Below are 23362 nucleotides of genomic sequence, written 5' to 3'. Positions count from 1 at the left end.
CGCGCGGCGCGAACGGACGGTCAGACGGACGCCGGCACGGCGGCCGGTTGGCCCGGCTGGCTGACGGCCCGGTCCCTGGCCTCCTGGAGCGCCGCGAGCGTGTCGAGTGCGCGCTCTTCGTCGGCGGTGAGATCGACCAGAAATGCGTCGTTGTTCTGCTTGATCCAGTCGAGCGGCATGTCCCACCACGCGAGCTGCAGCAGTCGTTCGCGCACTTTTTCCGTGAAGCGGAAGCGAATCAGACGGGCCGGCGAGCCGGCATAGATGCCGTACGCCTCGGTGCGGAAATTGGGCGGGATGACGGCCCGCGCGCCGATCACGCATCCGCTCTCGATCTGACTGCCACCGAGAAACAGCGCTTCGTCGCCGATCCAGACGTCGTTGTGGATCACGGTGTCCGCGTATTGCGGCATCGGCGGATTGGTGAGGCCGTTACCGTAGAGGCTGAACAGGCTCGTGGAAATGGTCCGGATCTCGTGCTGGCCATTCAACAGGAATCGCAGACGCATTCCGCCAGCCACGTGCTTGCCGATCACGAGTTTCTGAACGCCCTGATCGTACTTTGCGATCGAGCCCACACCGATCGACGAGCACCGGCCGATATGAAACGTACCGACCTGCGCCTCTTCATCGACCCAGGTGCGGAAAAAATTGTTCGGAATCGCCGAAAAGGCGCCATCCCGGTAGCCGAGCACGATGAAATGCTTCGCCCACGGATGGTCAGGCAGCACGCCAATACAATCGTCGGAGGTCGTAACGTTCATTCGCGGTCGCAAGTGTGCCGGTGCGGCGGCTCGATGCCGGGCCGCTCGAAACGGCGGTGGAAAACGTCGCGGCACATCGGCCACGAACAGGGACGATGCAGTATAGAAAGCCGGCGACGGCAACCGACAACGAATAAGAACGGCGTTCTGGCTTCTGTTCCGGAGATAGGGGCTGGTGGGGTCTCGCGTCCGCGGCCCGGCTGCGCCGCGCGTGGGCGTGGAATTGCCGTCGCCGGCCGATGACGGGTGCGTGCATCATTCGGCGCTCGGGCATTGGCGCCCGGTTTTCCTTCGTGATGCTCACACGTCGGCGGAGGCGCCGCTTCGATCCGGCCAGCCGGTTCCGTCACGAGAGCCGGCCGCCGCTGCGATGTGCTGCCGCCGCCTTCACCAACGGTGTGCGCCGCTCACTCCCCCGCGCTCAATTACTCGACGAACACCCGCCGCAACTACTCGAACTGCACGAGCTGGAACTGCACGAACTCGACGAACTGCAGCTCGACGACGAGCAACTGCTGTCCGATGCATCGAACGCACTGCCGCTGCCAGCTTTCAGGGCGGCGAGCGACGACATCCGCGACGCGGTCTGCACGGTTTGCGAATACACCGACCAAGCGGTGCCGGCCAGCGCACCCGCACCGAACAGCGCGGCAGTCCACAGCAACGGGTCCGGGTCGTCGCGTTCGCGGTCCTGCGTCTGCTGCGTCTGCTGTGCTGCGTGCGCATCGGGTTGCGAGGGTTGCAAGGGTTGCGGGCGCTGCGGATTTCGCGCGGCGCGCGGATCGTGCGCGATCCGGCGCGCAAGCAGCGCGGCCCGCCCGGCAGCCGTCGCCCCACCGCGCCCGAAACCGGTCAGCCGCCGCACGACGATCCGGTACGCGACCGCGAACACCACCATGCAGACCGCGAGCAGCAACACGGGCCGCCCGCGGCTCAGGCCGATCGCGAGTTTCGCGGCCCCCGTGCCCAGTACGATCAGCACGATCGCACGCGCGGCCAGGCGCGACGCGCGCATCTCGCCGGGTGCCCACAGCCAGCCTTGTGCGCGCATTCCGTCGACGACCTCCTGCGCATACCCGGCGAGTCGCTTGCGAAACACGTCGTAGCTCACGGTGCCGGACGGCTGCTCCTTGAGCCACGCGCAGGGGTCGTCATGGCGCCCCGCACGTTCCATGTCGGCGATCTGCACGTAGCCGCCCTGCCCGGGGGCGGTCCACAGGTCGACCGCGCCCGCCTGCGCGAGCGACATCGTCACGACCTGGGCGACCCGTGCCTCGCCGCCGGTGAGATAGGCGACTTCGTCGGTGCTCAGGTCGGCCGACGCCTTGCGCGTACGCCCGCCCCAGCGTCGACAGCGGAACTCGATCGCCTGAAGCACGACGATCAACAACAACGCGACGACGCACGCCGGCACATAGAACGCGAGAAACTGCGGCCCCGCGTAGTTCAGCACGTTGAAGTCCTGCGCCGATGCGCAGGTCGCCGCGACGCTCGCGGCGGCAGCCGGCCAGGCGAGTTTCGGCAGCCGGTCGCGCCAGGTTCGGCGCGCCGGCACGGCGGCCGGCGAATTCGCGTCCCCCGCCCCGTTCGCGGCCGACGGTTCCGGGGGCAGCGATCCGGATGCGGCACGCAGGCCGGCAGGCCGCGGCCAGATCAACTCCGGCGGCTCGCAGCCGAACAACCGGCGATAGCTGTCCAGCGTGTCGCGATAACGCTGCGCGTACACGGCGGCCTCGTCCGGCGCGCCCGTGCCGGGCATGTGATGCAGTCGCGCGCGCAGCACGCCGGCGCAGAAGACGTCCCAGTATTCGAGCGTGTATTGCAGGTGGAAATGCCACGCGGCATCGATCGCGACCGACGGCGTGACCGGGTGTCCGGCCGCCTGCGCGAGAAACGCGAAGCGCTTGTATTCGTCGATCACGGCCAGCGCGTGCGCATGCGACCAGCCTTCGGCTTCGGCAAGACGCCGGCTGTACGGCAGCGGCGCGTTCGGGTCGTCAGGGGAATACGCGTGCAGACGCGCGAGCAGCGCGTGCTGAGCATCGGTCAGCGCGCGGGCATCGACTGCGGTCGAGGTAGACGGAATGGCAGCCATCGGGAGTCGGCGCGATGCGCGGACGGCCGCCGCGATCGACGCTTGGAGTTGTCGTTGCGCGGGATTCTCGCACATCGGCGAGGCGGCGCGACGGCGTGCCGGGCCTGCATGCAGGGCCGCTTGCGGCGCTGCGCCGCGGGTCAGAAAGTCAGAAATCGAGCTGCGCGATCGTGATGTCGAGCGCGGCCGCAACCTTCTTGCGCATCGACTTGCGCAGCTTCTCGCGCTTTTCCTGTTTGGCGTAGTCCGAGCGACTGATGCCGATCCGCCGCGCGACCTCGGCCCGCGTCAGGCCGAGATGCTCGCGCCACGCGCGCGCGGGCGAGCTTCCGTCGAACACGACGCGCGTCACGAGCTCGTGCGGAATCAGGTCGCGTGCGGCGCACCGCTGCGCGACATAGTCCGCGTACGGAATCACGACGAAGGCTGGCGCGCCGTCCGGGCCGTTGATGATCTGGACTGGGTGGGATTTGCTCATGCGGTGATCGCGGCGCCGGCTTCCGGGCGGCTGTTCGTCGTTTCGGTCGACATGTTCAATCGGCGTTTCAGGCGGGTTTCGGGTGCGTCGAACGACATCGGCGCAAGGTTTCGCCCGGTCGGATGCACGCGATCGGAAACCGCCATGCTGATAGCCGGCCGGAATATTACTGCAAGCGGGGAAATGGTGATGCGGATGAGACGGCGAAACTGTGGAGTTAAGCAATTGTTGTCGCTCCAAGACAACCTGTTCTTGACGCTTTTGCGGCCGAATCAGGCGCTCCACAAGACCGCCCTGCCACCAACACAAGCTATTCCTGTCGTCAAAGTCAGCAGACGCTTCAAATCCTTGTGGTCGCGCCCTTTTTATGAGCACTGTAACCATCTCGCCTGACCAACGCCTGTATAGATATCGCGAGAGCGTGCCGCCGTGGCGCTTGCTCTCAGAGACTCCACTCTGCCAGCATGTGGGCTTTGCCTCCAGCAGCCACTTCGGCGTCGGGTTTACCTCGTCCCACTTGAATAGCCGCCTCTGGCCCCCCAAGCCCCTTCAGCGTCTCGCGAGCGATTGCTTCGTGAAGTCAACCTCTCCCATTTCGCCCAGCATCTCGGCGTAAGCAAAGGAGCGCTTCACGAGTGGACATCGGGAAAAACGCGCCCGAGCCTCCCGCGTCTGGCGCTCATTGCGTTCTGTTGTGGCGCCGCTATCTCGGACGTGATTCTCGGGAACAAGGTGATGCTGTTCAAACGCCCGGCTCCGGCTCGGCCGACTCAGCTTTGCGTCCGCAAACGGAAAGGGGCTCGCCGGCCGCGGAATGAACTTCGGCAGGAGTTTGAGCAGATAGTCGAATCAGGGCGAGCGTCTTCCGCGCGCGAGGCCGCAGACCTATTGGACGTCTCGACCAAATTTCTGCGTTCGCTCTCGCCCACGCTGAACCAGCAACTCGTGGATGCCGGGCAGGAGCGTGTGCGCCGCACCGCAAGGGAATTGGAAGATTTAAAGTTCCACGAGTTTCGGAAATCGTTCGACGCTATTGTCGCGAAACGAGAAAAGCCCGTAAGACGTCGAGTACAGCAGGACGTTTTCGAAAGGACCGGTTTGAGCTTTCGGTACAAGCAAGCCGGCATCTTCCTTGAGCGAGTGCGTTGCCTTGCAGGCGTCGATGCACGCAGCGGGGCGGGTGGCCGTAAGAGCGGAGGCCGTCGGAGACGACGACAGGAAAACCGTCCAGATATGGACTGACATCTATGGAAAAACAACCAATTCGTGTCGTAAACGACATTAATTGATTAACTCCACAGAAACCGCCGGACGCCTGAACAGGCATGTTTTGGCGCGCCCGGCTGGGATCGAACCAGCAACCCCTGCCTTCGGAGCTTTACCGGCACTCGAAGACCCATTAAAAATCAAAGCCTTACACGACTCGCAATCAGCAAAACCAAGGCTGACCAAGGTCAATCAGGGCTGTCCAAGCTCATCCACACTGTAATTCCACTGTACCCGTCGCGTCTTAGTGAAACAGTTTGAAGCGCTTTCTTCCCGTCGTGTAACCACGTCGCTCTAGCAACTCCTACAGGTCCGTGCCGCGATTGAAATACGATCGCGCCAGCCCCGGACTCAAAATTGGCCGAGCTTGGTTACCCGGTGTCGGCCCTATCGCATGACATCACATCGTCGTATGCGCTACGCGGTCGCCGGCGTTGGCCGAATCTCGTAATCGTCAAGACCACGAGCTCATCTCCGAGCCAGTCGCCCACTCCAGCCCTACATTCGCAACCGCCCAGGGCTTGACCTCCGTCAAATGCCTCTGTAGCCTCATTACAAATGCAAATGCGAATGACTCGCATTTGCATTTGTAATGAGGGCAGATGTCCAGCCATAGACGCCCGTTGGCGGGGGAACCAAGTATAGAAACAGATTCGATATTTCGTTTGACATCAAATTTTCATATTTTATGACCACGAGATGAAATGAAAAAAATATTCGCATCGATATTTCTGCTACTTAACGCACTGTTTTTCATTAACGTGACGCATGGACAAGAGGTACTCCCAACAATCAACATAAACGCATCCAGACTAAATCTCAACTCGTTCTCATCTGATTTTGTTGGCGACATAGGCCCACCGGCAAAAGGACCAACAGTATTCGGCGCCGCCTTCATGCCAGTCAGCCCTAGACTCCAGTGTGAATTCACTAGATCACTCAGACAAGATCTAAAAAATTGCAATTTTGCCAACCCGCCGAATATTGGCGAATTCCGCCTTGACATGAAGGTTGGAAAAAAAGAACCTTTTACAAAGGCAGTTTTCTTCACACCAAATCCGGTCGCACTACAAAATGGATGCGGACCGGCCAATGGTTGGCTTAAGCACGTGATTCCTAATGCTCCGCTTGGATACGACTTTACTAACGCCTGCAACAATCATGACGTATGCTATGGAAGTAGATGGGGCAAAAATAGCTGTGATAATGCATTTGAGCGAGACATGATGCAAAGCTGCGGTGGCTCCGGAACATGTGAGGCAGCGGCTCGAGGCTATGCCGAAGCAGTTCGAAAATTCGGCGACGGTCCATACCAAGATTCCGTAGATCAATGGTTTTGTGCGCTCTTTGGCTTCATGCGCAACAAAGTTGGTCAATACTACGGCGCAAGCCTTTGTATCCTTTAAGAGGTTTCCATGAAACGCATATGGGGAATATCGATTTTTTTCATAGTTATGGTGCTGGGATATTTTGGCTACCGATCATTGACGGATCGCCCTCCGCTCCCGAATAAATCATCGGAGGCTGTTTCAAATATTAGCTCTCAACCTGCCATTAACGCAGATCACAACACAATAGTGAGGGATGGTGAAATTTCAATCCCCCAGAAATATCAACTCACGCAAGCGACAGTTTCCGGCAATTTTCAAACGGATCAAGATTTGCGCAATTCATTTTCCGGATCAGATCGATTAATTATGGATGATTTTTACGGGAAATTTGATCAAAACGCCATCGCCTTCACCAAACCTGAACAATACGATTGGCTTGTGAGAAACGGCTATCCAATGCCCCAAGACGTGATCGCCGCTCAAAAAATGAACATCGATGAATTGGGAAATCTCGTTGACCAGGGAAATATTAAGGCCAGCTATTTCTACCTAATGAGGGAGGTATACGGCAAAAACGGAGAGAATGTTCTAGATAAAATTAATAAAACTGGCTTTGACAGTCAATGGTCTCAAAGATTAGTGAATGCTGAAAAACTTGTTAGATCAAGCGGCTCGCCATTCGCAGGATACATTGTCGCGGCCCGAGCGGCCAAAGAGGGGAACAATGCCGAAGGCGTCTATGCTGGATATGCCTTGGCTAGTGTTATGGGAGATACGCGCGCGTTAAATGCTCTCGCACATGCAGAGAATGTTAATACTCAATCCTTAGTGTCTGCTTTGTCCGTGCAAATGGACATGATGCGCCTAGCAAACCCCAATGTATTTGCCGGCAAGCCTACCGAATTTCCCGACAGATACTCAGTCGGAATTAGATATTGACTCCATTTCAGGCAAGCCCGATAAAGGCTTGCTTTTTTCTGAGTCGACAGGCAGCCAAGACGGAATAGTGCCAAGACTGCATAATCAAGGCGCATAAAAGTGCACAGAAGAATAGCCCCGCCAATCGCCGCGCGGCCCAAGCCCAGCGGCCCGATCACCTGGCCGAAATGGCGCGGTTTGCGCTCGAGACCGGGCTGCGCCGTTCGAACGTGACCGGGTTGCAGTGGTCGCAGGTCGACATCGTGCGGCGCGTCGCCTGGATTCATCCGGACCAGGCGAAGGCGAAGAAGGCGATCACGGTGCCGCTGTCCGATACGGCGATCGCGGTGCTGTTGCGCCAGCGTGCGAAGAAGAAGGTACCCGAATTCGTCGACAAGTGTGTTCGTGTACCACGGCCGGCTGGTCTATCCGACCGTGACCGAATCCTGGCGTAAGGCGTTGAAGCGTGCGGCATCCGCGACTTCCGCTGGCACGATCTGCGCCACACCTGGGCGAGCTGGCACGTACAGCGCGGCACGCCGTTGCAGGTGTTGAAGGAACTGGGCGGATGGGAAACGCTGGAGATGGTTCAGCGGTACGCGCACATGTCAGCGGACCACCTGACGCAGTGGGTGCAGTCGCACACGCAGGCCGCCGTCGGCTAACTGTAATTTCACTGAAGTTTCGGGGGCCGATGAAGTAGCGAAACGGCTGGAAGGCTTATCAGGCTTGGCGCGCCCGGCTGGGATCGAACCAGCAACCCCTGCCTTCGGAGGGCAGTACTCTATCCATTGAGCTACGGGCGCGTGAGACAGTGAAACGACCCCAATATACAGGCCGCCCACGATTGGCAAGACGGCAAGGATACCCGGTTTCCCATGACGCGTCCACCTTGCCCGACGAATCCCCGCCGCACCGCGCTGCGTGCGGGTAAACACGCGCCATCGCGCCGCTCGCCGTGATGTAAACGTTCCGTCTATAATCGTCCGTGCTTCATTGGACTGCCATTTTGCCGTTGCACCGCGCTCACAATTCCTATTCACGGAGACGAGGCAAGCATGAGCGAAGCACCCCACGAATCTCCCGTCAAAACCCCCGGGCAGCTGATTGCCGTCATCATCGCGTCGTTCGCGATTCCGATCATCCTGATCGTCCTGTTCGCCAATTATGCGAACCATGCGTTCCGCGCCGGCGCCGGCACGGACGCGCTATCCGACGAGCAGGTCGCCGCGCGTATCGCCCCGCTCGCGCAGGTCGACGTGAAGGACGCCAACGCGCCCCGCACGTACAAGACCGGCGAGGCAGTCTACAAGGCCGTCTGCGTGACCTGCCACGGCACGGGCGCCGCCGGCGCGCCGAAATTCGGCAACAAGGACGACTGGGCGCCGCGCATCTCGCAAGGCTTCGACACGCTGCTGAAGACGGCGCTGGCCGGCAAGGGCGCGATGCCGCCGCGCGGCGGCACGAGCCCCGACGACGTCAGCGACTATGAAATCGCCCGCGCGATCGTCTACATGGCGAACAACGACGGCGCGAACTTCCCCGAACCGGCAGCACCGGCCGCCAACGCAGCGCAGCCCGCCAGCGGCGCGGCAGGCGCATCGGGCCCGGCCGACGCCGCGAGCGCGCAGATCGCCGCCGCGCAGGCCGCGATCGCCGCGATCCCGAAGGCCGGCGAACAACCGGCCGCCGCCCCGGCCAGCGCCGATGCCGCAACCGCCGGCAAGGCACTGTACTCGTCGACCTGCGTGGCCTGCCACGGAGCAGGCGTGCTCGGCGCGCCGAAGTTCGGCAGCAAGGAAGACTGGGCGCCGCGCCTGAAGGACTCGATGGACACGGTCTACAACTACGCGCTGCACGGCAAGGGCGCGATGCCGCCGAAGGGCGGGTCGAACGCATCCGACGCCGACGTGAAGGCCGCCGTCGACTACATGGTCAACTCGGCGAAGTAACACCGGCCGGCCAGAAAAAACCCCCGCGGCGCACGCGCACCGCGGGGGTTTGTTTTTTGCCTGACCGGCTGACTGTCGGATCGTCGGTTAGTCGCAACACCGCACGCCCGACGGCGCCGCCGCCTCACTTCTGCAGCAACGCCTTCAGGCTGGCGAGCCGGTCCTTCGGCGACATCGGCGCCTCTTCCGGGGTAGGCGGCGGCGCATCGTCGAGCCCCATCTCCGGAATGAAGCGCGACGGCTCGCACACGACCGTCTCGCGCGCCCGCTTGCGCTTCTTGCACCAGTTCAGGTGCAGGCTGCGCTGCGCACGCGTGATCGCGACGTACATCAGCCGGCGCTCCTCCTCGATCCGCTCGTTGTCGATCGGGCCGTCGTCCTCGCTGCCGCCGCGGTGCGGCATGATGCCTTCCTCGACGCCGACCAGGAACACGTGCGGATACTCGAGCCCCTTCGACGCATGGACGGTCGACAGCCGCACGGCGTCCGGATCCTCGTCCTTGCCCTCGAGCATCGACATCAGCGCGACGGTCTGGATCAGGCCGAGCAGGTTCTTGCCGGTATCGGCGAGCCCGTCGGCGTTGTGGAAGCCTTCGGCCTCGCCGTCGACAGCCTCCGTCTCGGGCTTGGTGCCCTTGCGCTTCAGCCATTCGAGGAATTCGAGCACGTTCTGCCACTTCGACTGCGCCTGGCGCTCGTCGAACGCGTCGTACAGGTACGCCTCGTAGTGGATCGCCTCCATCATGTCGTCGAGCACGACGGTCGCGGGCTCCTTGTCCGCGCGTTCGGTCAGGCGCTGGATGAAGTCGCAGAACATCCGCAGCGGCTCGACCTGGCGCGCCGACAGCCGCGCCTCGATGCCGCCCATGTACACCGCTTCGAACAGCGACACCTTCGCCTGGCCCGCGAACGAGCCGAGCGCCTCGAGCGTCGTGTTGCCGATCCCGCGGCGCGGCGTCGTGACCGCGCGGATGAACGCGGGATCGTCGTCGGCGTTCGCGATCAGCCGCAGGTACGCGCACAGGTCCTTGATCTCGGCCTTGTCGAAGAACGACTGGCCGCCCGACAGCACGTACGGAATGCGTTCGCGCCGCAGCACCTGCTCGAAGATGCGCGCCTGGAAGTTGCCGCGATACAGGATCGCGTAGTCGCGGAACTGCGCGCGCCGCTCGAACTTGTGCGCGGACAGCCGGAACACGACCGATTCGGCTTCATGCTCCTCGTCGTTGCAGGGTGTGACGGTGATCGAATCGCCCATCCCGTGCTCGGACCACAGCTTCTTCTCGAACAGTTTCGGGTTGTTCGCGATCACGTTGTTCGCGGCGGTGAGGATGCGCACCGTCGACCGGTAGTTCTGCTCAAGCTTGACCAGGTGCAGCTTCGGAAAATCCTTGCCGAGCTGCGCGAGGTTCTCGAGCGTCGCACCGCGCCAGCCGTAGATCGCCTGGTCGTCGTCGCCGACCGCCGTAAACGCGGCGCGCGGGCCCGCGAGCAGCTTCAACAGTTCGTACTGGCACGCGTTGGTGTCCTGGTACTCGTCGATCAGCAGGTAGCGCAGCTTGTTCTGCCAGCGGTCGCGCACCTGCTCGTTCTTCGCGAACAGCTCGGCCGGCAGGCGGATCAGGTCGTCGAAGTCGACCGCCTGGTACGCGTGCAGCGTCGCGACGTAGTTGCGGTAGACCAGCGCGGCCTGGTGCTCGTCCTCGTTGGCCGCGATCGCCATCGCCTCGTCGGGCATGATCAGGCCGTTCTTCCACAGCGAGATGATGCTCTGGATCTTGCGGATCAGCCCCTTGTCCGTCGTGCCGAGCTGCTCCTGGATCATCCCGAAGCAGTCGTCCGAATCCATGATCGAGAACTGCGGCTTCAGGCCGACGTGCTCGGCCTCCTGGCGCAGGATCTGCACGCCGAGCGAGTGGAACGTGCAGACGGTGAGCTGGTTGACGGGCACCTTGCGCCCTTCCTTGCCGGGCGTGGTGAGCGTCTTGCCCTCGAGCAGCTTCCCCACGCGTTCGCGCATTTCGGCGGCCGCCTTGTTCGTGAACGTGACGGCCGCGATGTGGCGCGGCTCGAAGCCTTTCGCTTCGATCAGGTGCGCGATCTTCTGCGTGATCACGCGGGTCTTGCCGCTGCCCGCGCCGGCGAGCACGAGACAGGGACCGTCGAGGTAGCGCACCGCTTCGTTCTGGGCGGGATTGAGGCCTGCGGACATGATGGCGGATGGTGTTGCGGTTGACGGCGGAACGCCGGGAGGATGCCGTGCGCGGCGGGCCGGCGAAGCAGGCGGACACGCGGGGCAGGACGCGCATGTTAACACGTCGGCGGCGCGCTTTTCGGGAGCGCCGCCGGACGGGGCCGCGCGGGCGGATTCCGCCGCCGCCCCTTGTCCGTGCGGCCAATCCGGCCCCGTTCGCGCACCGATCGGCCACAATATCTCCACCCGGCGCCGCCCCGCGCCCAACCGCCTGAATCGCCACCGGATCGACATCATGGGATACCCGTTCGCCACCGCCGCCCTTGGCCCGCTGCTGTTCGCGCAGGGGCGCTACGTGCGCCGCGTCACGCCGCGCCTGCCCGAGGCGGCCGGCCCGCGCGACGGCGTGGCGGGCGACGGCCCGCCGCTGCGCGTGCTGGTGGTCGGCGATTCGGCCGCCGCGGGCGTCGGCGTCGCGACGCAGCGCGACGCGCTGTCCGGGCAGCTGGCGAACGCGCTCGCGGCCACGCACCGCGTCCGCTGGAAGCTGCTCGCGCGCACGGGCCTGACCACGCGGGAGCTCGTCGACTGGCTCGCCGCCGAACCGGCCGAGCCGTTCGACGTGGCCGTCACGTCGCTCGGCGTCAACGACGTGACGGGCGGCGTGCCGCCGGCCCGCTGGCAGGCGCAGCAGGCCGAGCTCGTCCGGCTGCTCGCCACGCGCTTCCGGGTCGGCCACGCGATCCTGTCGGCGGTGCCGCCGATGGAGCGCTTTCCGGCGCTGCCGCAGCCGCTCGCGTGGTATCTCGGGTTGCGCGCGAAACGGCTCAACACGGCGCTCGCCGGCTGGGCCGCCACGCAGCCGCACTGCACGTTCCTGCGCGTCGAGCTGCCGCTCGAGCGCCACCTGATGGCCGCCGACGGCTTCCACCCCGGCGCTGCCGCCTGCACGGTGTGGGCCACGCAAGTCGCCGCCGCCGTGCTGCGCCGGATGGCCGCATGACGCGGCACGGCGCCCCGGCACCGGCCTTTCACCGCGCGGGCCGGCACGCAAAACCCCGCACGGTCGGCACACGGGCCCGCGCAAAATGCCGGCTTTCCTTGCGCAAGTGCCGCATCGCACCGCGCGGTGTCGCCCGAACGCCCCGGTACGAGCGGCGGCGCCATGCCAAAATAGCCGGTCGTCTTCGCGCCGTCTCGGCGCACCATCCTTTAGTTTCCTTCGCAGCCAGGGATTGCCATGTCGTCATTGCTCAGGATTGGTTTGATGGGTTTCGGTTTCGCCGGCGCGACGTTCCACGCGCCGGTCATCGCCACGAGCGGCCGCACTGAAGTCGCCGCGATCGCGACGGGGCAGCCCGATCGCGCGCAGGCCGCGTATCCGGGCGCGCGCGTCGTCCCCGATCTCGACACGCTGCTCGGCCTCGACGACATCGAATGCGTGGTGATCGCCACGCCGAACGACACGCACTTCGCGCTCGCGCGCCAGGTGCTCGAAGCCGGCCGCCACGTGGTCGTCGACAAGCCCGTCACGCTCACCGCCGACGAGGCGCTTGCGCTCGCGCGGCTCGCGAACGCACGCAGCCGGCTGTTCGCGCCGTTCCACAACCGCCGCTGGGACGGCGATTTCCTCACCGTGCGCCGCATCGTCGAATCGGGCGAGCTCGGCCGGCTCACGTATTTCGCGTCGCACTTCGACCGCTTCCGCCCGACGCCGCGCACGCGCTGGCGCGAGGAGCCCGCCCGCGGCGGCGGCCTGCTGCTCGACCTCGGCCCGCACCTGATCGACCAGGCGCTCGCGCTGTTCGGCCTGCCCGAAACGGTGGGCGCGACCGTCAAGACCCGTCGCGACAACGGTACGGCGCCCGATTTCGTGCACCTGCAGCTCGGTTATCCGGACAAGGAAGTGGCGCTGCATGCGAGCGCGCTGTCGGCGATCGAACCCGCGCGCTTCACGCTGCACGGCACACGCGGCAGCTACCAGAAGTTCGGGCTCGACACGCAGGAAGACCAGCTCAAGGCCGGCCTCACCGCAGACGACGTCGAATTCGGCGGCGGCAACCCGCCGGGCCTGCTGCGCGTGCTCGACGGCGAGGTCGAGGTCGAACGCCCGGTGCCGACACTCGACGGCCAGTACGCGGAGTTCTACCGCGCGCTCGCCGCGTCGATCCGCGACGGCGCGCCGTTCCCCGTCACCACGCAGGATGCCGTCGACGTGATGACGATCATCGAGCTCGCCGCGCAGAGCGAGCACGACGGCCGCCGGCTGCCGTTCGTGCGCCGCACGATCTGACACCGCGCGCCGGCCGGTCGCGGCCAGCCGGCACGCGCGCGGCCGGCCCGGCGGATTCGATTACAGGAACATTCGGTTACAAATGCCGGGGGAACGAAAGTCAGCGTCCGACCGGTCTGACGCGTTTCTCGAAAAAGTCGATCCGACACCAATCCGTCTGGAGAATGTTGATGCAACGGTTGATTCGCGCAGCAGCGTGCTGCGTCCTGGTTTCCTCGCTTGCGGCCTGTATCGTGCAGCCGCAGCAGCCGGTTCGCCCGGCCCCTCCGCCGCGGCCGAATCCGCAGGTCGTCGCGAACGAGCGGATGCAGCAGATCCAGGGCCGGATCGACAACCTGCACCGCCGCATCGATGCGCGCGTGAACGGCGGCTACTACCCGCCGCCGTACGGCGCGCAGCTTCACCACCGCCTCGACGTGATCCGCCAGGAAGCGAACGACATGTCCGCGCAGCACAGCGGCGGCCTGTCCGGCGACGAGCAGCGCGTGCTGAACCAGGAACTCGACACGGCCGCGCGCGCGATCGGCGAGTAACGCACCGGCGCCCGCCGGCGCGGAAAAAGCGGCGGCACCGGTTGCCGCCGCTTGTCGCGAAGCGACATTCTTTTGCTCAAATTGACAAGGCCCACCTGCTCGCGTACAGTCGCCCGCACGCGTCGGGAGAGCGTGTGACCGTGCTGTTCCAGCCGGTTGCGCCGCCGAAGGGGCACACCCGCAAACTCTCAGGCAAAAGGACCGACCGCGTCGGGGAACCTCGTCCGTGCATCGCGCGGGCCACACACTCCCCGCACTCTGGAGAGCGGCAGTAGCCCGCAGCGCATAGGCTGCGCGGGCAGGCTGCCCACCGAAGGGGCGCGCGTTCGCCAGGCCTGGCCGGCAGCGCAATCTCTCAGGTATCGAGGACAGAGGGGCATGTACCGGATCGCTCGCAGGCCGTCGGCCGCGGTGGTCGGCACATGGCCGTTCTGATCCGCGCGCAAGCGCCTTGCCTGAGGCCTCGATGACTGCACTGAATCACACCCCGCTCAACGCCGCGCACCGCGCGCTCAATGCCCGCATGGTCGACTTCGGCGGCTGGGACATGCCCGTCAACTACGGCTCGCAGATCGAAGAACATGAAGCCGTGCGCACCGACGCCGGCATGTTCGACGTGTCGCACATGTGCGTCGTCGATTTCACCGGCAGCCGCGTGCGCGCGTTCTTCGAGCACGCGATCGCGAACAACGTCGGCAAGCTCAAGACGCCCGGCAAGGCACTCTACTCGTGCCTGCTCAATCCGCAAGGCGGCGTCATCGACGACCTGATCGTCTACTACTTCACCGAAGAATTCTTCCGCGTCGTCGTCAACGCCGGCACGGCCGAGAAAGACATCGCGTGGTTCAACCAGATGAACGAGCAAGGCGGCTACGGCGTCACGATCGCGCCGCGCCGCGATTTCGCGATCATCGCCGTACAGGGCCCGAACGCCCGCGAAAAGGCCTGGGCGACCGTGCCCGCCGCGCGTGCCGCGACGAGCGAGCTGAAGCCGTTCAACGCCGCGCAGGTCGCCGGCACGCCGTTCGGCGATCTCACCGTCGCACGCACCGGCTATACCGGCGAAGACGGCTTCGAAGTGATCGTCCCGGCCGTGCACGTCGAAGCGCTGTGGAACGCGCTGCAGCAGAACGGCGTGCGCCCGTGCGGGCTCGGCGCGCGCGACACGCTGCGCCTCGAGGCCGGCATGAACCTGTACGGCCAGGACATGGACGACACCGTCTCCCCGCTCGACGCGGGCCTCGCGTGGACGGTCGACCTCGGCGCGCCGCGCGACTTCGTCGGCCGCGCCGCCCTTGAAGCAAACGGCACCCGCGCCGCGTTCGTCGGCCTGATCCTGCAGAAGGAAAACGGCAAGGCGGGCGGCGTGCTGCGCGCGCACCAGAAGGTCGTCACGCCGCACGGCGAAGGCGAGATCACGAGCGGCACGTTCTCGCCGTCGATGCAGGAATCGATTGCGTTCGCGCGCGTGCCGGCGGCCGTCCAGATCGGCGACGTGGTCCAGGTGCAAATTCGAGACAAGAATCTTCCCGCGCGCGTGGTAAAACTGCCGTTCGTGCGCAACGGCAAGGTCCTCGCTGCGTAACGGCCGGGAGGCCCGCCTCCCGGGAAGCCGGGAGATGGCGCCTGGCGCAACACCACACCCGGCGCGCCCCGGCGGCGCGCCAGCAAAACGAACAAACCCTTTTATCAGGAGCATCCGATGAGCAACGTCCCGGCCGATCTGAAGTACACCGACGAACACGAGTGGATCCGCACTGAAGCCGACGGCACGCTGACGGTCGGCATCACCGATCACGCGCAGAACACGCTCGGCGACATCGTTTTCCTCGAACTGCCGGCCGTCGGCAAGCAGGTGAAGGCGGGCGACGCGATCGGCGTCGTCGAATCGGTGAAAGCCGCGTCGGACATCTATTCGCCGGTGTCGGGCGAGGTGGTCGCGATCAACGCGGACGCCGTCGACACGCCGGAAGAAGTGAACAGCGACGCGTACGACACGTGGCTGTTCAAGATCAAGCTCGCCGACGGCGCATCGACCGACGGCCTGCTCGACGCCGCCGCCTACAGCAAGCTGATCGACTAATTCCCTTACCCGAACCGCGCGACGCCGGCCGCCGGCCGGCCCGCGCGGGACCAGAGTCACGCCATGAAGCTCGAACACCCGGACCGCCTGATGAACCGCACGCCCCTCTCGCTCGCCGCGCTCGAAACGCACGACGCGTTCGCCGAACGCCACATCGGCCCCGACGCCGCCAGCCAGCAGGCCATGCTCGACACGCTCGGCTTCGCGTCGCGCGCCGCCCTGATCGACGCCGTGATCCCGGCCTCGATCCGCCGCGCCGAAACGCTGCCGCTCGGCCCGTTCGCGCAGCCGAAGAGCGAGGCCGAAGCCCTCGCCGCACTGCGGGTTCTCGCGGACAAGAACCAGGTGTTCCGCTCGTATATCGGTCAGGGTTACCACGACACGCACACGCCGGCCGTGATCCTGCGCAACGTGCTCGAAAACCCGGCGTGGTACACGGCCTACACGCCGTACCAGCCCGAAATTTCCCAGGGCCGCCTCGAGGCGCTCCTGAACTTCCAGCAGATGGTCGCCGACCTGACGGGCCTCGCGATCTCGAACGCGTCGCTGCTCGATGAAGCCACCGCCGCCGCCGAAGCGATGACGCTGCTGCAACGCACCGGCAAGCCGGCATCGAACGTGTTCTACGTCGCCGACGACGTGCTGCCGCAAACCCTCGAAGTGATCCGCACGCGCGCGCTGCCGGTCGGCATCGAGGTCAAGACGGGCCCGGCCGCCGACGCAGCGCAGGCGAATGCGTTCGGCGTGCTGCTGCAATACCCGGGCGTGAACGGCGACGTGCGCGACTACCGCGCGCTCACCGAAGCGATCCACGCGGCCGGCGGCCACGTGGTCGTCGCGGCCGACCTGCTCGCGCTGACCGTGCTGACGCCGCCCGGCGACTGGGGCGCGGACGTCGCGATCGGCAACACGCAGCGCTTCGGCGTGCCGATGGGCTTCGGCGGCCCGCACGCCGCGTATCTCGCGGTGCGTGACGAATTCAAGCGCCAGATGCCGGGCCGCCTCGTCGGCGTGACGGTCGACGCGCAGGGCAAGCCCGCGCTGCGCCTCGCGCTGCAGACGCGCGAACAGCACATCCGCCGCGAGAAGGCGACCTCGAACGTATGTACCGCACAGGCGCTGCTCGCGATCATGGCCAGCATGTACGCGGTCTACCACGGCCCGCACGGCCTGAAGACGATCGCGCTGCGCGTGAACCGCATCGCGGCCCTCTTCGCCGCCGGCGTGAAGCAGCTCGGCTTCGCGACCGTCAACGACACGTTCTTCGACACGCTGACGATCGATACCGGTGCGCGCACCGCGCAGGTCCACGAACTCGCGAAGGCCAAGCGCATCAACCTGCGCCGCGTGAGCGACACGCAAGTCGGCGTGTCGGTCGACGAAACGACGACGCGCGACGACCTCGCCGATCTCCTCGCCGTGTTCGCGCAGGCCGCGGGCGGCACCGCACCGGCCGTCGATGCCCTCGACGCGGGCCTTGCCGGCGTTGCCGCGCTGCCGGCCGGCCTCGAGCGCACGAGCGCGTACCTGACGCACCACGTGTTCAACCGCCACCATTCCGAAACCGAAATGCTGCGCTACCTGCGCAGCCTGTCGGACAAGGATCTCGCGCTCGACCGCTCGATGATCCCGCTCGGCTCGTGCACGATGAAGCTGAACGCGACGTCGGAAATGCTGCCGGTCACGTGGCCCGAATTCGGCGGCATCCATCCGTTCGCGCCGGCCGAGCAGACCGTCGGCTACCGCGAGATGATCGACCAGCTCGAGCAGATGCTCGTCGCGGCCACCGGCTACGCGGCCGTGTCGCTGCAGCCGAACGCCGGCTCGCAGGGCGAGTACGCGGGCCTGCTGATCATCCACGCTTACCACGCATCGCGCGGCGAAGCGCACCGCGACGTGTGCCTGATCCCGGCATCCGCGCACGGCACGAACCCGGCCTCCGCGCACATGGCCGGCATGAAGGTCGTGGTCGTCGCCTGCGACGCGCAGGGCAACGTCGACATCGCCGATCTCAAGGCCAAGGCCGACGAGCACGCGAAGGACCTCGCGGCGATCATGATCACGTATCCGTCGACGCACGGCGTGTTCGAGCAGAACGTCCGGGAGATCTGCGAGATCGTGCATGCGCACGGCGGCCAGGTGTACGTCGACGGCGCGAACATGAACGCGATGGTCGGCCTGACCGCGCCGGGCCAGTTCGGCGGCGACGTGTCGCACCTGAACCTGCACAAGACCTTCTGCATCCCGCACGGCGGCGGCGGCCCGGGCGTCGGCCCGGTCGCGGTCGGCGCGCACCTCGCGAAGTTCCTGCCGAACCAGCGTTCGACCGGCTACTCGCGCGACGAAAACGGCATCGGCGCGGTGTCGGCCGCGCCGTACGGCTCGGCGTCGATCCTGCCGATCTCGTGGATGTACATCGCGATGATGGGCGCGAAGAACCTGACCGCCGCGACGGAAACCGCGATCCTCAACGCGAACTACATCGCGAAGCGCCTCGCGCCGCACTACCCGGTGCTGTATTCGGGCCCGGGCGGGCTGGTGGCGCACGAGTGCATTCTCGACCTGCGCCCGATCAAGGAATCGAGCGGCATCACCGTCGACGACGTCGCGAAGCGCCTGATGGATTACGGCTTCCACGCGCCGACGATGAGCTTCCCGGTGCCGGGCACGCTGATGGTCGAGCCGACCGAATCGGAATCGCAGGAGGAACTCGACCGCTTCATCGCCGCGATGATCGCGATCCGCGAGGAAATCCGTGCGGTCGAGGAAGGCCGCGCCGACCGCGAGGACAACCCGCTGCGTCACGCCCCGCATACGGCGGCCGTCGTCACCGCGAACGAATGGCCGCACGCGTACTCGCGCGAGCAGGCCGCGTACCCGGTCGCGTCGCTCGGCACGAACAAGTACTGGCCGCCGGTCGGCCGCGCGGACAACGTCTACGGCGACCGCAACCTGTTCTGCTCGTGCGTGCCGATGTCGGAATACGCATAACGCACACGAGGCCAGGAGCCGTCCGATGGTGCCCGCACCGCACGCAACCCGGGGTTGCGTGCGGTTTTTTTGTTCGCCGCTCGAACCCGTGCACGTTCGTGCGCCAATCCGGCTAACATCACACGCGATCCAGCCAATGAAGGAGTTCCGCATGGTGCGTCCGATGTTTCCGGGCCATGGTGCACTGCAAGGGCGGCCGCGCGCGCGCCGCTTCGTGCCGATGTTCGTCGCGTCGCTGTCGTTGGCCGCTGCCGGCCTCGGCGCGTGCGGCAGCGCGCGCGCGGCGATGAATTTCTGCGCGGCGCCGGCCCTGCAGGCAAGCGAAACGACGCAGGCCGAGCCGGGCGTCCAGGCGCTGATCCGCAGCGTCGACGCACGCATCGGCGAGCAGCCGAAGGCGATGGCGCGCGTGCACACCGAGGGCACGCTGCCGCACGAAGGCATCTACGACCAGAGCGCCGCCGCGCTGAAGGATCTCGACCTGATGCGCGATGCCGCGCTCGCGTGGCGCGTGACGAACGCGCCGCGCTACCTGCAGCTCGTCGACCGCTTCCTGTCCGCGTGGGTCGGCACCTACCAGCCGAGCTTCAACCCGATCGACGAGACGCGTTTCGACAGCCTGATCGTCGCGTACGACATGACCGCAAGCGCGCTGCCGGTGAAGACCCGCAACGCGACCGCGGCGTTCATCGCGAAGCTCGGCGCCGGTTATGTCGCGCAGATCGACGCGCAGAAGCGCCCGCTCACCGGCACCTGGCGCAACAACTGGCAGAGCCACCGGATCAAGCTGATCGCGCTGTCCGCGTTCACGCTCGGCGACCGCAGGATGATGAACGCCGCGCAGCGGCTGTTCGTCGAGCATCTGGCCGACAACATCGGCCCGGACGGCAAGACGTGGGACTTCGAGGAACGCGATGCGCTGCACTACGCGGTCTACGACCTGCAGCCGCTGGTGACGGCCGCGCTCGCCGCGCGCCGCTTCAACCGCAACTGGCTGCGCGAGCGCGGCACGAACGGCGCGACCCTCGAGGCCGCGCTCGACTGGCTCGTGCCGTACGCGCTCGGCGAGAAAACGCACGAGGAATTCGTGAATTCGCCGGTGCCGTTCGACGCGAAGCGCCGCGAAGCCGGCCTGCCGGGCTACACGGGGCAGTGGGACCCGAAAAACGCCACCGAACTCTTTCATCTGGCCGCGCGGCTCGACGGGCGCTATGCCCGCGTCGCGCAGCAACTTTCCCCAACGCCGCCCGCATGGCTCGCCGCGTGCCTGCCATTGCAGGCGCGCTAGCACTACTCTTAAAGCAAGGCAGGAATCGAAATGGCAGTCAGCGTCTTTGACCTCTTCAAGATCGGTATCGGTCCGTCCAGTTCGCATACGGTCGGGCCGATGCGCGCGGCGCTGATGTTCGTCCAGGGCCTCGAGCGCGACGGGATGCTCGACGCGACCGCCCACGTGAAGGTCGAGCTGTACGGCTCGCTCGGCGCCACCGGCAAGGGCCACGGCACCGACCGCGGCGTGATGCTCGGCCTGCTCGGCGACGCGCCCGACACCGTCGATCCCGACACGATCGACGCGCGGCTGGAAGACGTCCGCCAGTCGAAGAAGCTCGCGCTGCTCGGCACGCACCCGGTGCCGTTCGTGCTGAAGGAGAACATCGCGTTCTACCGCCAGGCGCTGCCCGAGCATCCGAACGGGATGAAGCTGCGCGCGAGCGACGCGAACGGCGCGGTGCTGGTCGAGCGCACGTACCTGTCGGTCGGCGGCGGCTTCGTCGTGACGGCCGGCGCGCCGAACACGAAGGTGCTGAGCGCGGCCGAGCAGATGACGCACCCGTTCCGCACCGGCGCCGAGCTGCTCGCGCTGACCGAGTCGACCGGCAAGTCGATCGCGCAGCTGATGTGGGAAAACGAGCGCGCGTGGCACACCGAGGAAGAGACGCGCGACGGCCTGCTGAAGATCTGGGCGGTGATGCAGTCGTGCGTGTCGCGCGGCTGCGGAATCGGCAACCCGGATGCCGACGGCAACCTGCCCGGCCCGTTCCAGGTCAAGCGCCGCGCGCCGCAGCTGTACCGCACGCTGACGGGCAGCCCGGAGCGTGCGCTGCAGGATCCGCTGTCGATGATCGACTGGATCAACCTGTACGCGATCGCGGTCAACGAGGAAAACGCGGCCGGCGGGCGCGTCGTGACCGCGCCGACCAACGGCGCGGCCGGCATCATCCCCGCCGTGCTGCACTACTACACGCGCTTCACGCCGGGCGCGAACGAGCAGGGCGTGATCGACTTCCTGCTCACCGCCGCCGCGATCGGCATTCTCTACAAGCTGAATGCGTCGATCTCCGGCGCGGAAGTCGGCTGCCAGGGCGAAGTGGGCGTCGCGTGCTCGATGGCCGCGGGCGCGCTCGCGGCCGTGCTCGGCGGCACGCCGCAGCAGGTCGAGAACGCGGCCGAGATCGGGATGGAGCACAACCTCGGCCTCACCTGCGACCCGGTCGGCGGGATGGTGCAGATTCCCTGCATCGAGCGCAACGCGATGGCGTCGGTGAAGGCGGTCAACGCGGCGCGCATGGCGTTGCGCGGCGACGGCTCGCACTACGTGTCGCTCGATTCGGTGATCAAGACGATGCGCGAGACCGGTGCCGACATGAAGACGAAGTACAAGGAAACGTCGCGCGGCGGGCTCGCGGTGAACATCGTCGAGTGCTGATGCCGGTTCGGCGGTCATGCGGGGCGGATCGATGTCCCGCCTGACCGCCGGGCTCGATGCCCGACATCAATCGTTCAGCCAGTTCTCCAGCCGCAATCCCGGATAGCTGACGAAATCCCGCTCGTTGTTGGTCACGAGCGCAACGTCGAGCGACACCGCGTGCGCGGCGATCAGCTTGTCGAGATGATCCCTCTTCCGCTCGCGGGTTGCGTCGCGGACCGGACCGTACGCTTGCGCCGCCGCGACGTCGAACGGAGCAACGGGGATATCGTCGATCAGCGCGGCGAGATGGCGACGCTCCCGCGCAGGATTCGCACATGCGGCGACGCCGTACTCGAGCTCGGCATACGTGATCGCCGACATCACCACATCCCCCGTGTAGCACTGCGCAAATTGTTTCGCGACTTGCTCGGGCTGGTTCTTCATCAGATAGATGCACATGTTGGTGTCGAGCATGTAGCGCGGCATTACAGCTCCTCGCGATCGGCCTGCTCCTGGTCGCCGCGCCCTTCGGCCATGAAATCCGGCCCGAATTTCGCGAACTTCTCGAGTACGCGGGTCAACGGCCGCCGCATCGGTCGAATACGGATTTCGTCACCGATACGCTCGATTTCCAGTTCGATATCGTTACGCTCATAGGCGAGGTCGGCAGGAATTCGCACGGCCTGCGAGTTGCCGTTCCGAAATACCTTCGTCGTGTGCATGTCGATCTCCGCACGGATGTACATGGGATGTACATTATCCGATGCGGTCTGCGATGTAAATCCATGTGTGTACATAACATGCGTTCCCGTGAAATCCTTCATCCGCTGCTCGACGCCGACTTGCGGATATCGGGCATCACGGCCACTGCCGTCGCGCATGCAGCACGCGGAGGATCTCGACGATCCCCTCAGCCGGTCTGATGCGATACACGAGCACGTAGTTCGGCGCGACCACCAGTTCGCGCGTGCCGGCCACTCGCCCTTGCCGATACAGCTCTGCACGGGCCGGCAACGTGGCGGCCCTTTGTTCCAGCAGTTCGTCGAGTTCGATTGCGGCCTGCGGGTCGTCCTCGCCGATGTAGTCCATGATCGCGGCGCGATCCTCGTACGCCTTCGGATTCCAGTGCAGCGCGAGGGTCAAGAAGCATCCCCTCGCCTGCCCGCGAGCCGTTCACGCAGCGCCGCACGGCGCGACGCGAAGTCGGCGCTCACCTCCGCGTCGGGAATCGACGCGCGCGGATCGTCCAGCGCCTGCTGCACCTGCTCGCGAAACCAGCGATCGTGGGCCGCTGCCTCGTGTGCCGCCTTCAGCGCAGCTGCGCGATCGGGCCGGGTCGCGCGGCAGGCCGCATCCGGGTCGAACGTGGACGCGTCCACATCGAACCGGCTGATGCCGATGTCGCGCAGAAAGCCGACCAGCGTTTCAAAGCGGCGAAACACCCGCACGTCGCCGCGTTTCGCCGACAGGAAACGTTCGTGCGCACCGCAACGGGCGGAAAGTGCCCAACCGTTGCCGCACCCCACCACGCGGGCCGCGCTTACGGCGCCGGCTTTGACAAGCTCCGTCAGCATCTTTTGATCGATCGTTTCGGTTGTCATGGCGATCCTCGATCCCTTTATCCATCCGTTCGTTGAAATTTTACTATTGCCTGGCTGCCCATTTTATTGTTAATCGGCGCCCACTTTCAGCGGACAAACAGGCATTGGGTCCAGCTTCACATCCATGGCAATCACTTTTCACCTTCGCGCACGCCGACACAAGCCGGCCGTTCG

Annotated in this window: 21 protein-coding genes, 1 tRNA gene, 1 pseudogene and 2 riboswitches; of the genes and pseudogenes, 13 read left to right on the top strand and 10 right to left on the bottom strand. The window is 65.5% G+C overall.

Annotated features, from left to right (window positions below; all coding sequences use genetic code 11):
- Nucleotides 1-20: 20 nt before the first annotated feature.
- The 4 genes from APZ15_RS04725 to APZ15_RS40740 all read right to left on the bottom strand — a co-directional run bounded on the left by APZ15_RS04725 (nt 21) and on the right by APZ15_RS40740 (nt 3582).
- Nucleotides 21-764, bottom strand: a complete 744-nt coding sequence (locus APZ15_RS04725) for an LbetaH domain-containing protein (RefSeq protein WP_027788663.1) — start codon at nt 762-764, stop codon at nt 21-23.
- A gap of 421 nt (nt 765-1185) precedes the next feature.
- Nucleotides 1186-2859, bottom strand: coding sequence for a TIGR04222 domain-containing membrane protein (locus APZ15_RS04720; protein ID WP_027788664.1), 1674 nt, complete (start codon nt 2857-2859; stop codon nt 1186-1188).
- A 148-nt stretch (nt 2860-3007) separates the two neighbouring features.
- Nucleotides 3008-3337: a helix-turn-helix domain-containing protein gene (locus tag APZ15_RS04715; protein WP_027788665.1), complete on the bottom strand. Its 330-nt coding sequence runs from the start codon at nt 3335-3337 to the stop codon at nt 3008-3010.
- A complete protein-coding gene (locus tag APZ15_RS40740) occupies nt 3334-3582 on the bottom strand; it encodes a hypothetical protein (protein WP_138143303.1) in 249 nt (82 codons plus the stop codon). The genes APZ15_RS04715 and APZ15_RS40740 overlap by 4 nt, the downstream gene beginning before the upstream one ends.
- A gap of 643 nt (nt 3583-4225) precedes the next feature.
- Between APZ15_RS40740 and APZ15_RS42080 the strand changes: the two genes are divergently transcribed.
- The 4 genes and pseudogenes from APZ15_RS42080 to APZ15_RS04705 all read left to right on the top strand — a co-directional run bounded on the left by APZ15_RS42080 (nt 4226) and on the right by APZ15_RS04705 (nt 7517).
- On the top strand, nt 4226-4579 hold the full coding sequence (locus APZ15_RS42080) for a hypothetical protein (RefSeq protein ID WP_226153319.1): 354 nt from the start codon (nt 4226-4228) through the stop codon (nt 4577-4579).
- Between the two features lie 728 nt (nt 4580-5307).
- Complete coding sequence (locus APZ15_RS38750) at nt 5308-6009, top strand: phospholipase A2 (protein ID WP_080981889.1); 702 nt, start codon at nt 5308-5310, stop codon at nt 6007-6009.
- Between the two features lie 9 nt (nt 6010-6018).
- Complete coding sequence (locus APZ15_RS38745) at nt 6019-6873, top strand: hypothetical protein (protein WP_080981888.1); 855 nt, start codon at nt 6019-6021, stop codon at nt 6871-6873.
- A 167-nt stretch (nt 6874-7040) separates the two neighbouring features.
- Nucleotides 7041-7517, top strand: a pseudogene (locus tag APZ15_RS04705) (site-specific integrase).
- A gap of 65 nt (nt 7518-7582) precedes the next feature.
- On the opposite strand, the gene APZ15_RS04700 reads toward APZ15_RS04705, so the two are convergent.
- A tRNA-Arg gene (locus APZ15_RS04700) sits at nt 7583-7658 on the bottom strand.
- Between the two features lie 252 nt (nt 7659-7910).
- On the opposite strand from APZ15_RS04700, the gene APZ15_RS04695 reads away from it, so the two are divergent.
- Nucleotides 7911-8804, top strand: a complete 894-nt coding sequence (locus APZ15_RS04695; RefSeq protein ID WP_027788667.1) for a c-type cytochrome — start codon at nt 7911-7913, stop codon at nt 8802-8804.
- Between the two features lie 124 nt (nt 8805-8928).
- Here APZ15_RS04695 and APZ15_RS04690 read toward each other — a convergent pair whose 3' ends face one another.
- Entirely contained in the window at nt 8929-11016 is a 2088-nt protein-coding gene (locus APZ15_RS04690) for a UvrD-helicase domain-containing protein (protein ID WP_027788668.1), read from the bottom strand.
- 277 nt (nt 11017-11293) lie between these two features.
- Here APZ15_RS04690 and APZ15_RS04685 point away from each other — a divergent pair, with 277 nt between their 5' ends.
- The 8 genes from APZ15_RS04685 (at nt 11294) to APZ15_RS04650 (ending at nt 21605) form a co-directional block, all read left to right on the top strand.
- Nucleotides 11294-12001 (top strand): SGNH/GDSL hydrolase family protein, encoded by a 708-nt coding sequence (locus APZ15_RS04685; RefSeq protein WP_027788669.1) that lies wholly within the window; start codon nt 11294-11296, stop codon nt 11999-12001.
- A 237-nt stretch (nt 12002-12238) separates the two neighbouring features.
- On the top strand, nt 12239-13291 hold the full coding sequence (locus APZ15_RS04680) for an oxidoreductase (protein ID WP_027788670.1): 1053 nt from the start codon (nt 12239-12241) through the stop codon (nt 13289-13291).
- A gap of 170 nt (nt 13292-13461) precedes the next feature.
- A complete protein-coding gene (locus tag APZ15_RS04675; protein ID WP_027788671.1) occupies nt 13462-13824 on the top strand; it encodes a hypothetical protein in 363 nt (120 codons plus the stop codon).
- 113 nt (nt 13825-13937) lie between these two features.
- Nucleotides 13938-14038, top strand: a riboswitch (glycine riboswitch).
- 34 nt (nt 14039-14072) lie between these two features.
- Nucleotides 14073-14206: riboswitch (glycine riboswitch) on the top strand.
- Nucleotides 14207-14290: 84 nt separating this feature from the next.
- Nucleotides 14291-15409, top strand: coding sequence for a glycine cleavage system aminomethyltransferase GcvT (gene gcvT, locus APZ15_RS04670; protein ID WP_027788672.1), 1119 nt, complete (start codon nt 14291-14293; stop codon nt 15407-15409).
- A gap of 117 nt (nt 15410-15526) precedes the next feature.
- Complete coding sequence (gcvH, locus tag APZ15_RS04665; RefSeq protein WP_027788673.1) at nt 15527-15907, top strand: glycine cleavage system protein GcvH; 381 nt, start codon at nt 15527-15529, stop codon at nt 15905-15907.
- A gap of 63 nt (nt 15908-15970) precedes the next feature.
- Nucleotides 15971-18898 carry an aminomethyl-transferring glycine dehydrogenase gene (gene gcvP, locus APZ15_RS04660; protein ID WP_027788674.1) on the top strand — a complete coding sequence of 976 codons (2928 nt, stop codon included), beginning with the start codon at nt 15971-15973 and terminating at the stop codon, nt 18896-18898.
- Between the two features lie 151 nt (nt 18899-19049).
- Entirely contained in the window at nt 19050-20186 is a 1137-nt protein-coding gene (locus APZ15_RS04655) for an alginate lyase family protein (protein ID WP_027788675.1), read from the top strand.
- 30 nt (nt 20187-20216) lie between these two features.
- Nucleotides 20217-21605, top strand: a complete 1389-nt coding sequence (locus APZ15_RS04650; protein ID WP_027788676.1) for an L-serine ammonia-lyase — start codon at nt 20217-20219, stop codon at nt 21603-21605.
- Between the two features lie 66 nt (nt 21606-21671).
- Here APZ15_RS04650 and APZ15_RS04645 read toward each other — a convergent pair whose 3' ends face one another.
- From APZ15_RS04645 to APZ15_RS04630, 4 genes are all read right to left on the bottom strand, one after another.
- On the bottom strand, nt 21672-22073 hold the full coding sequence (locus APZ15_RS04645) for a type II toxin-antitoxin system VapC family toxin (protein ID WP_027788677.1): 402 nt from the start codon (nt 22071-22073) through the stop codon (nt 21672-21674).
- Nucleotides 22073-22309, bottom strand: coding sequence for an antitoxin (locus APZ15_RS04640; RefSeq protein ID WP_027788678.1), 237 nt, complete (start codon nt 22307-22309; stop codon nt 22073-22075). Before APZ15_RS04640 ends, APZ15_RS04645 begins: the two co-directional genes overlap by 1 nt.
- 136 nt (nt 22310-22445) lie before the next feature.
- Nucleotides 22446-22730, bottom strand: a complete 285-nt coding sequence (locus tag APZ15_RS04635) for a type II toxin-antitoxin system RelE/ParE family toxin (protein ID WP_027788679.1) — start codon at nt 22728-22730, stop codon at nt 22446-22448.
- Nucleotides 22727-23188: an antitoxin PaaA2 family protein gene (locus tag APZ15_RS04630; RefSeq protein ID WP_027788680.1), complete on the bottom strand. Its 462-nt coding sequence runs from the start codon at nt 23186-23188 to the stop codon at nt 22727-22729. Before APZ15_RS04630 ends, APZ15_RS04635 begins: the two co-directional genes overlap by 4 nt.
- Nucleotides 23189-23362 lie beyond the last annotated feature (174 nt).

It is taken from the genome of Burkholderia cepacia ATCC 25416, from assembly GCF_001411495.1.
Classification (GTDB): Bacteria; Pseudomonadota; Gammaproteobacteria; order Burkholderiales; family Burkholderiaceae; genus Burkholderia; species Burkholderia cepacia.
This window is presented reverse-complemented; position numbering and strand designations above follow the sequence as displayed.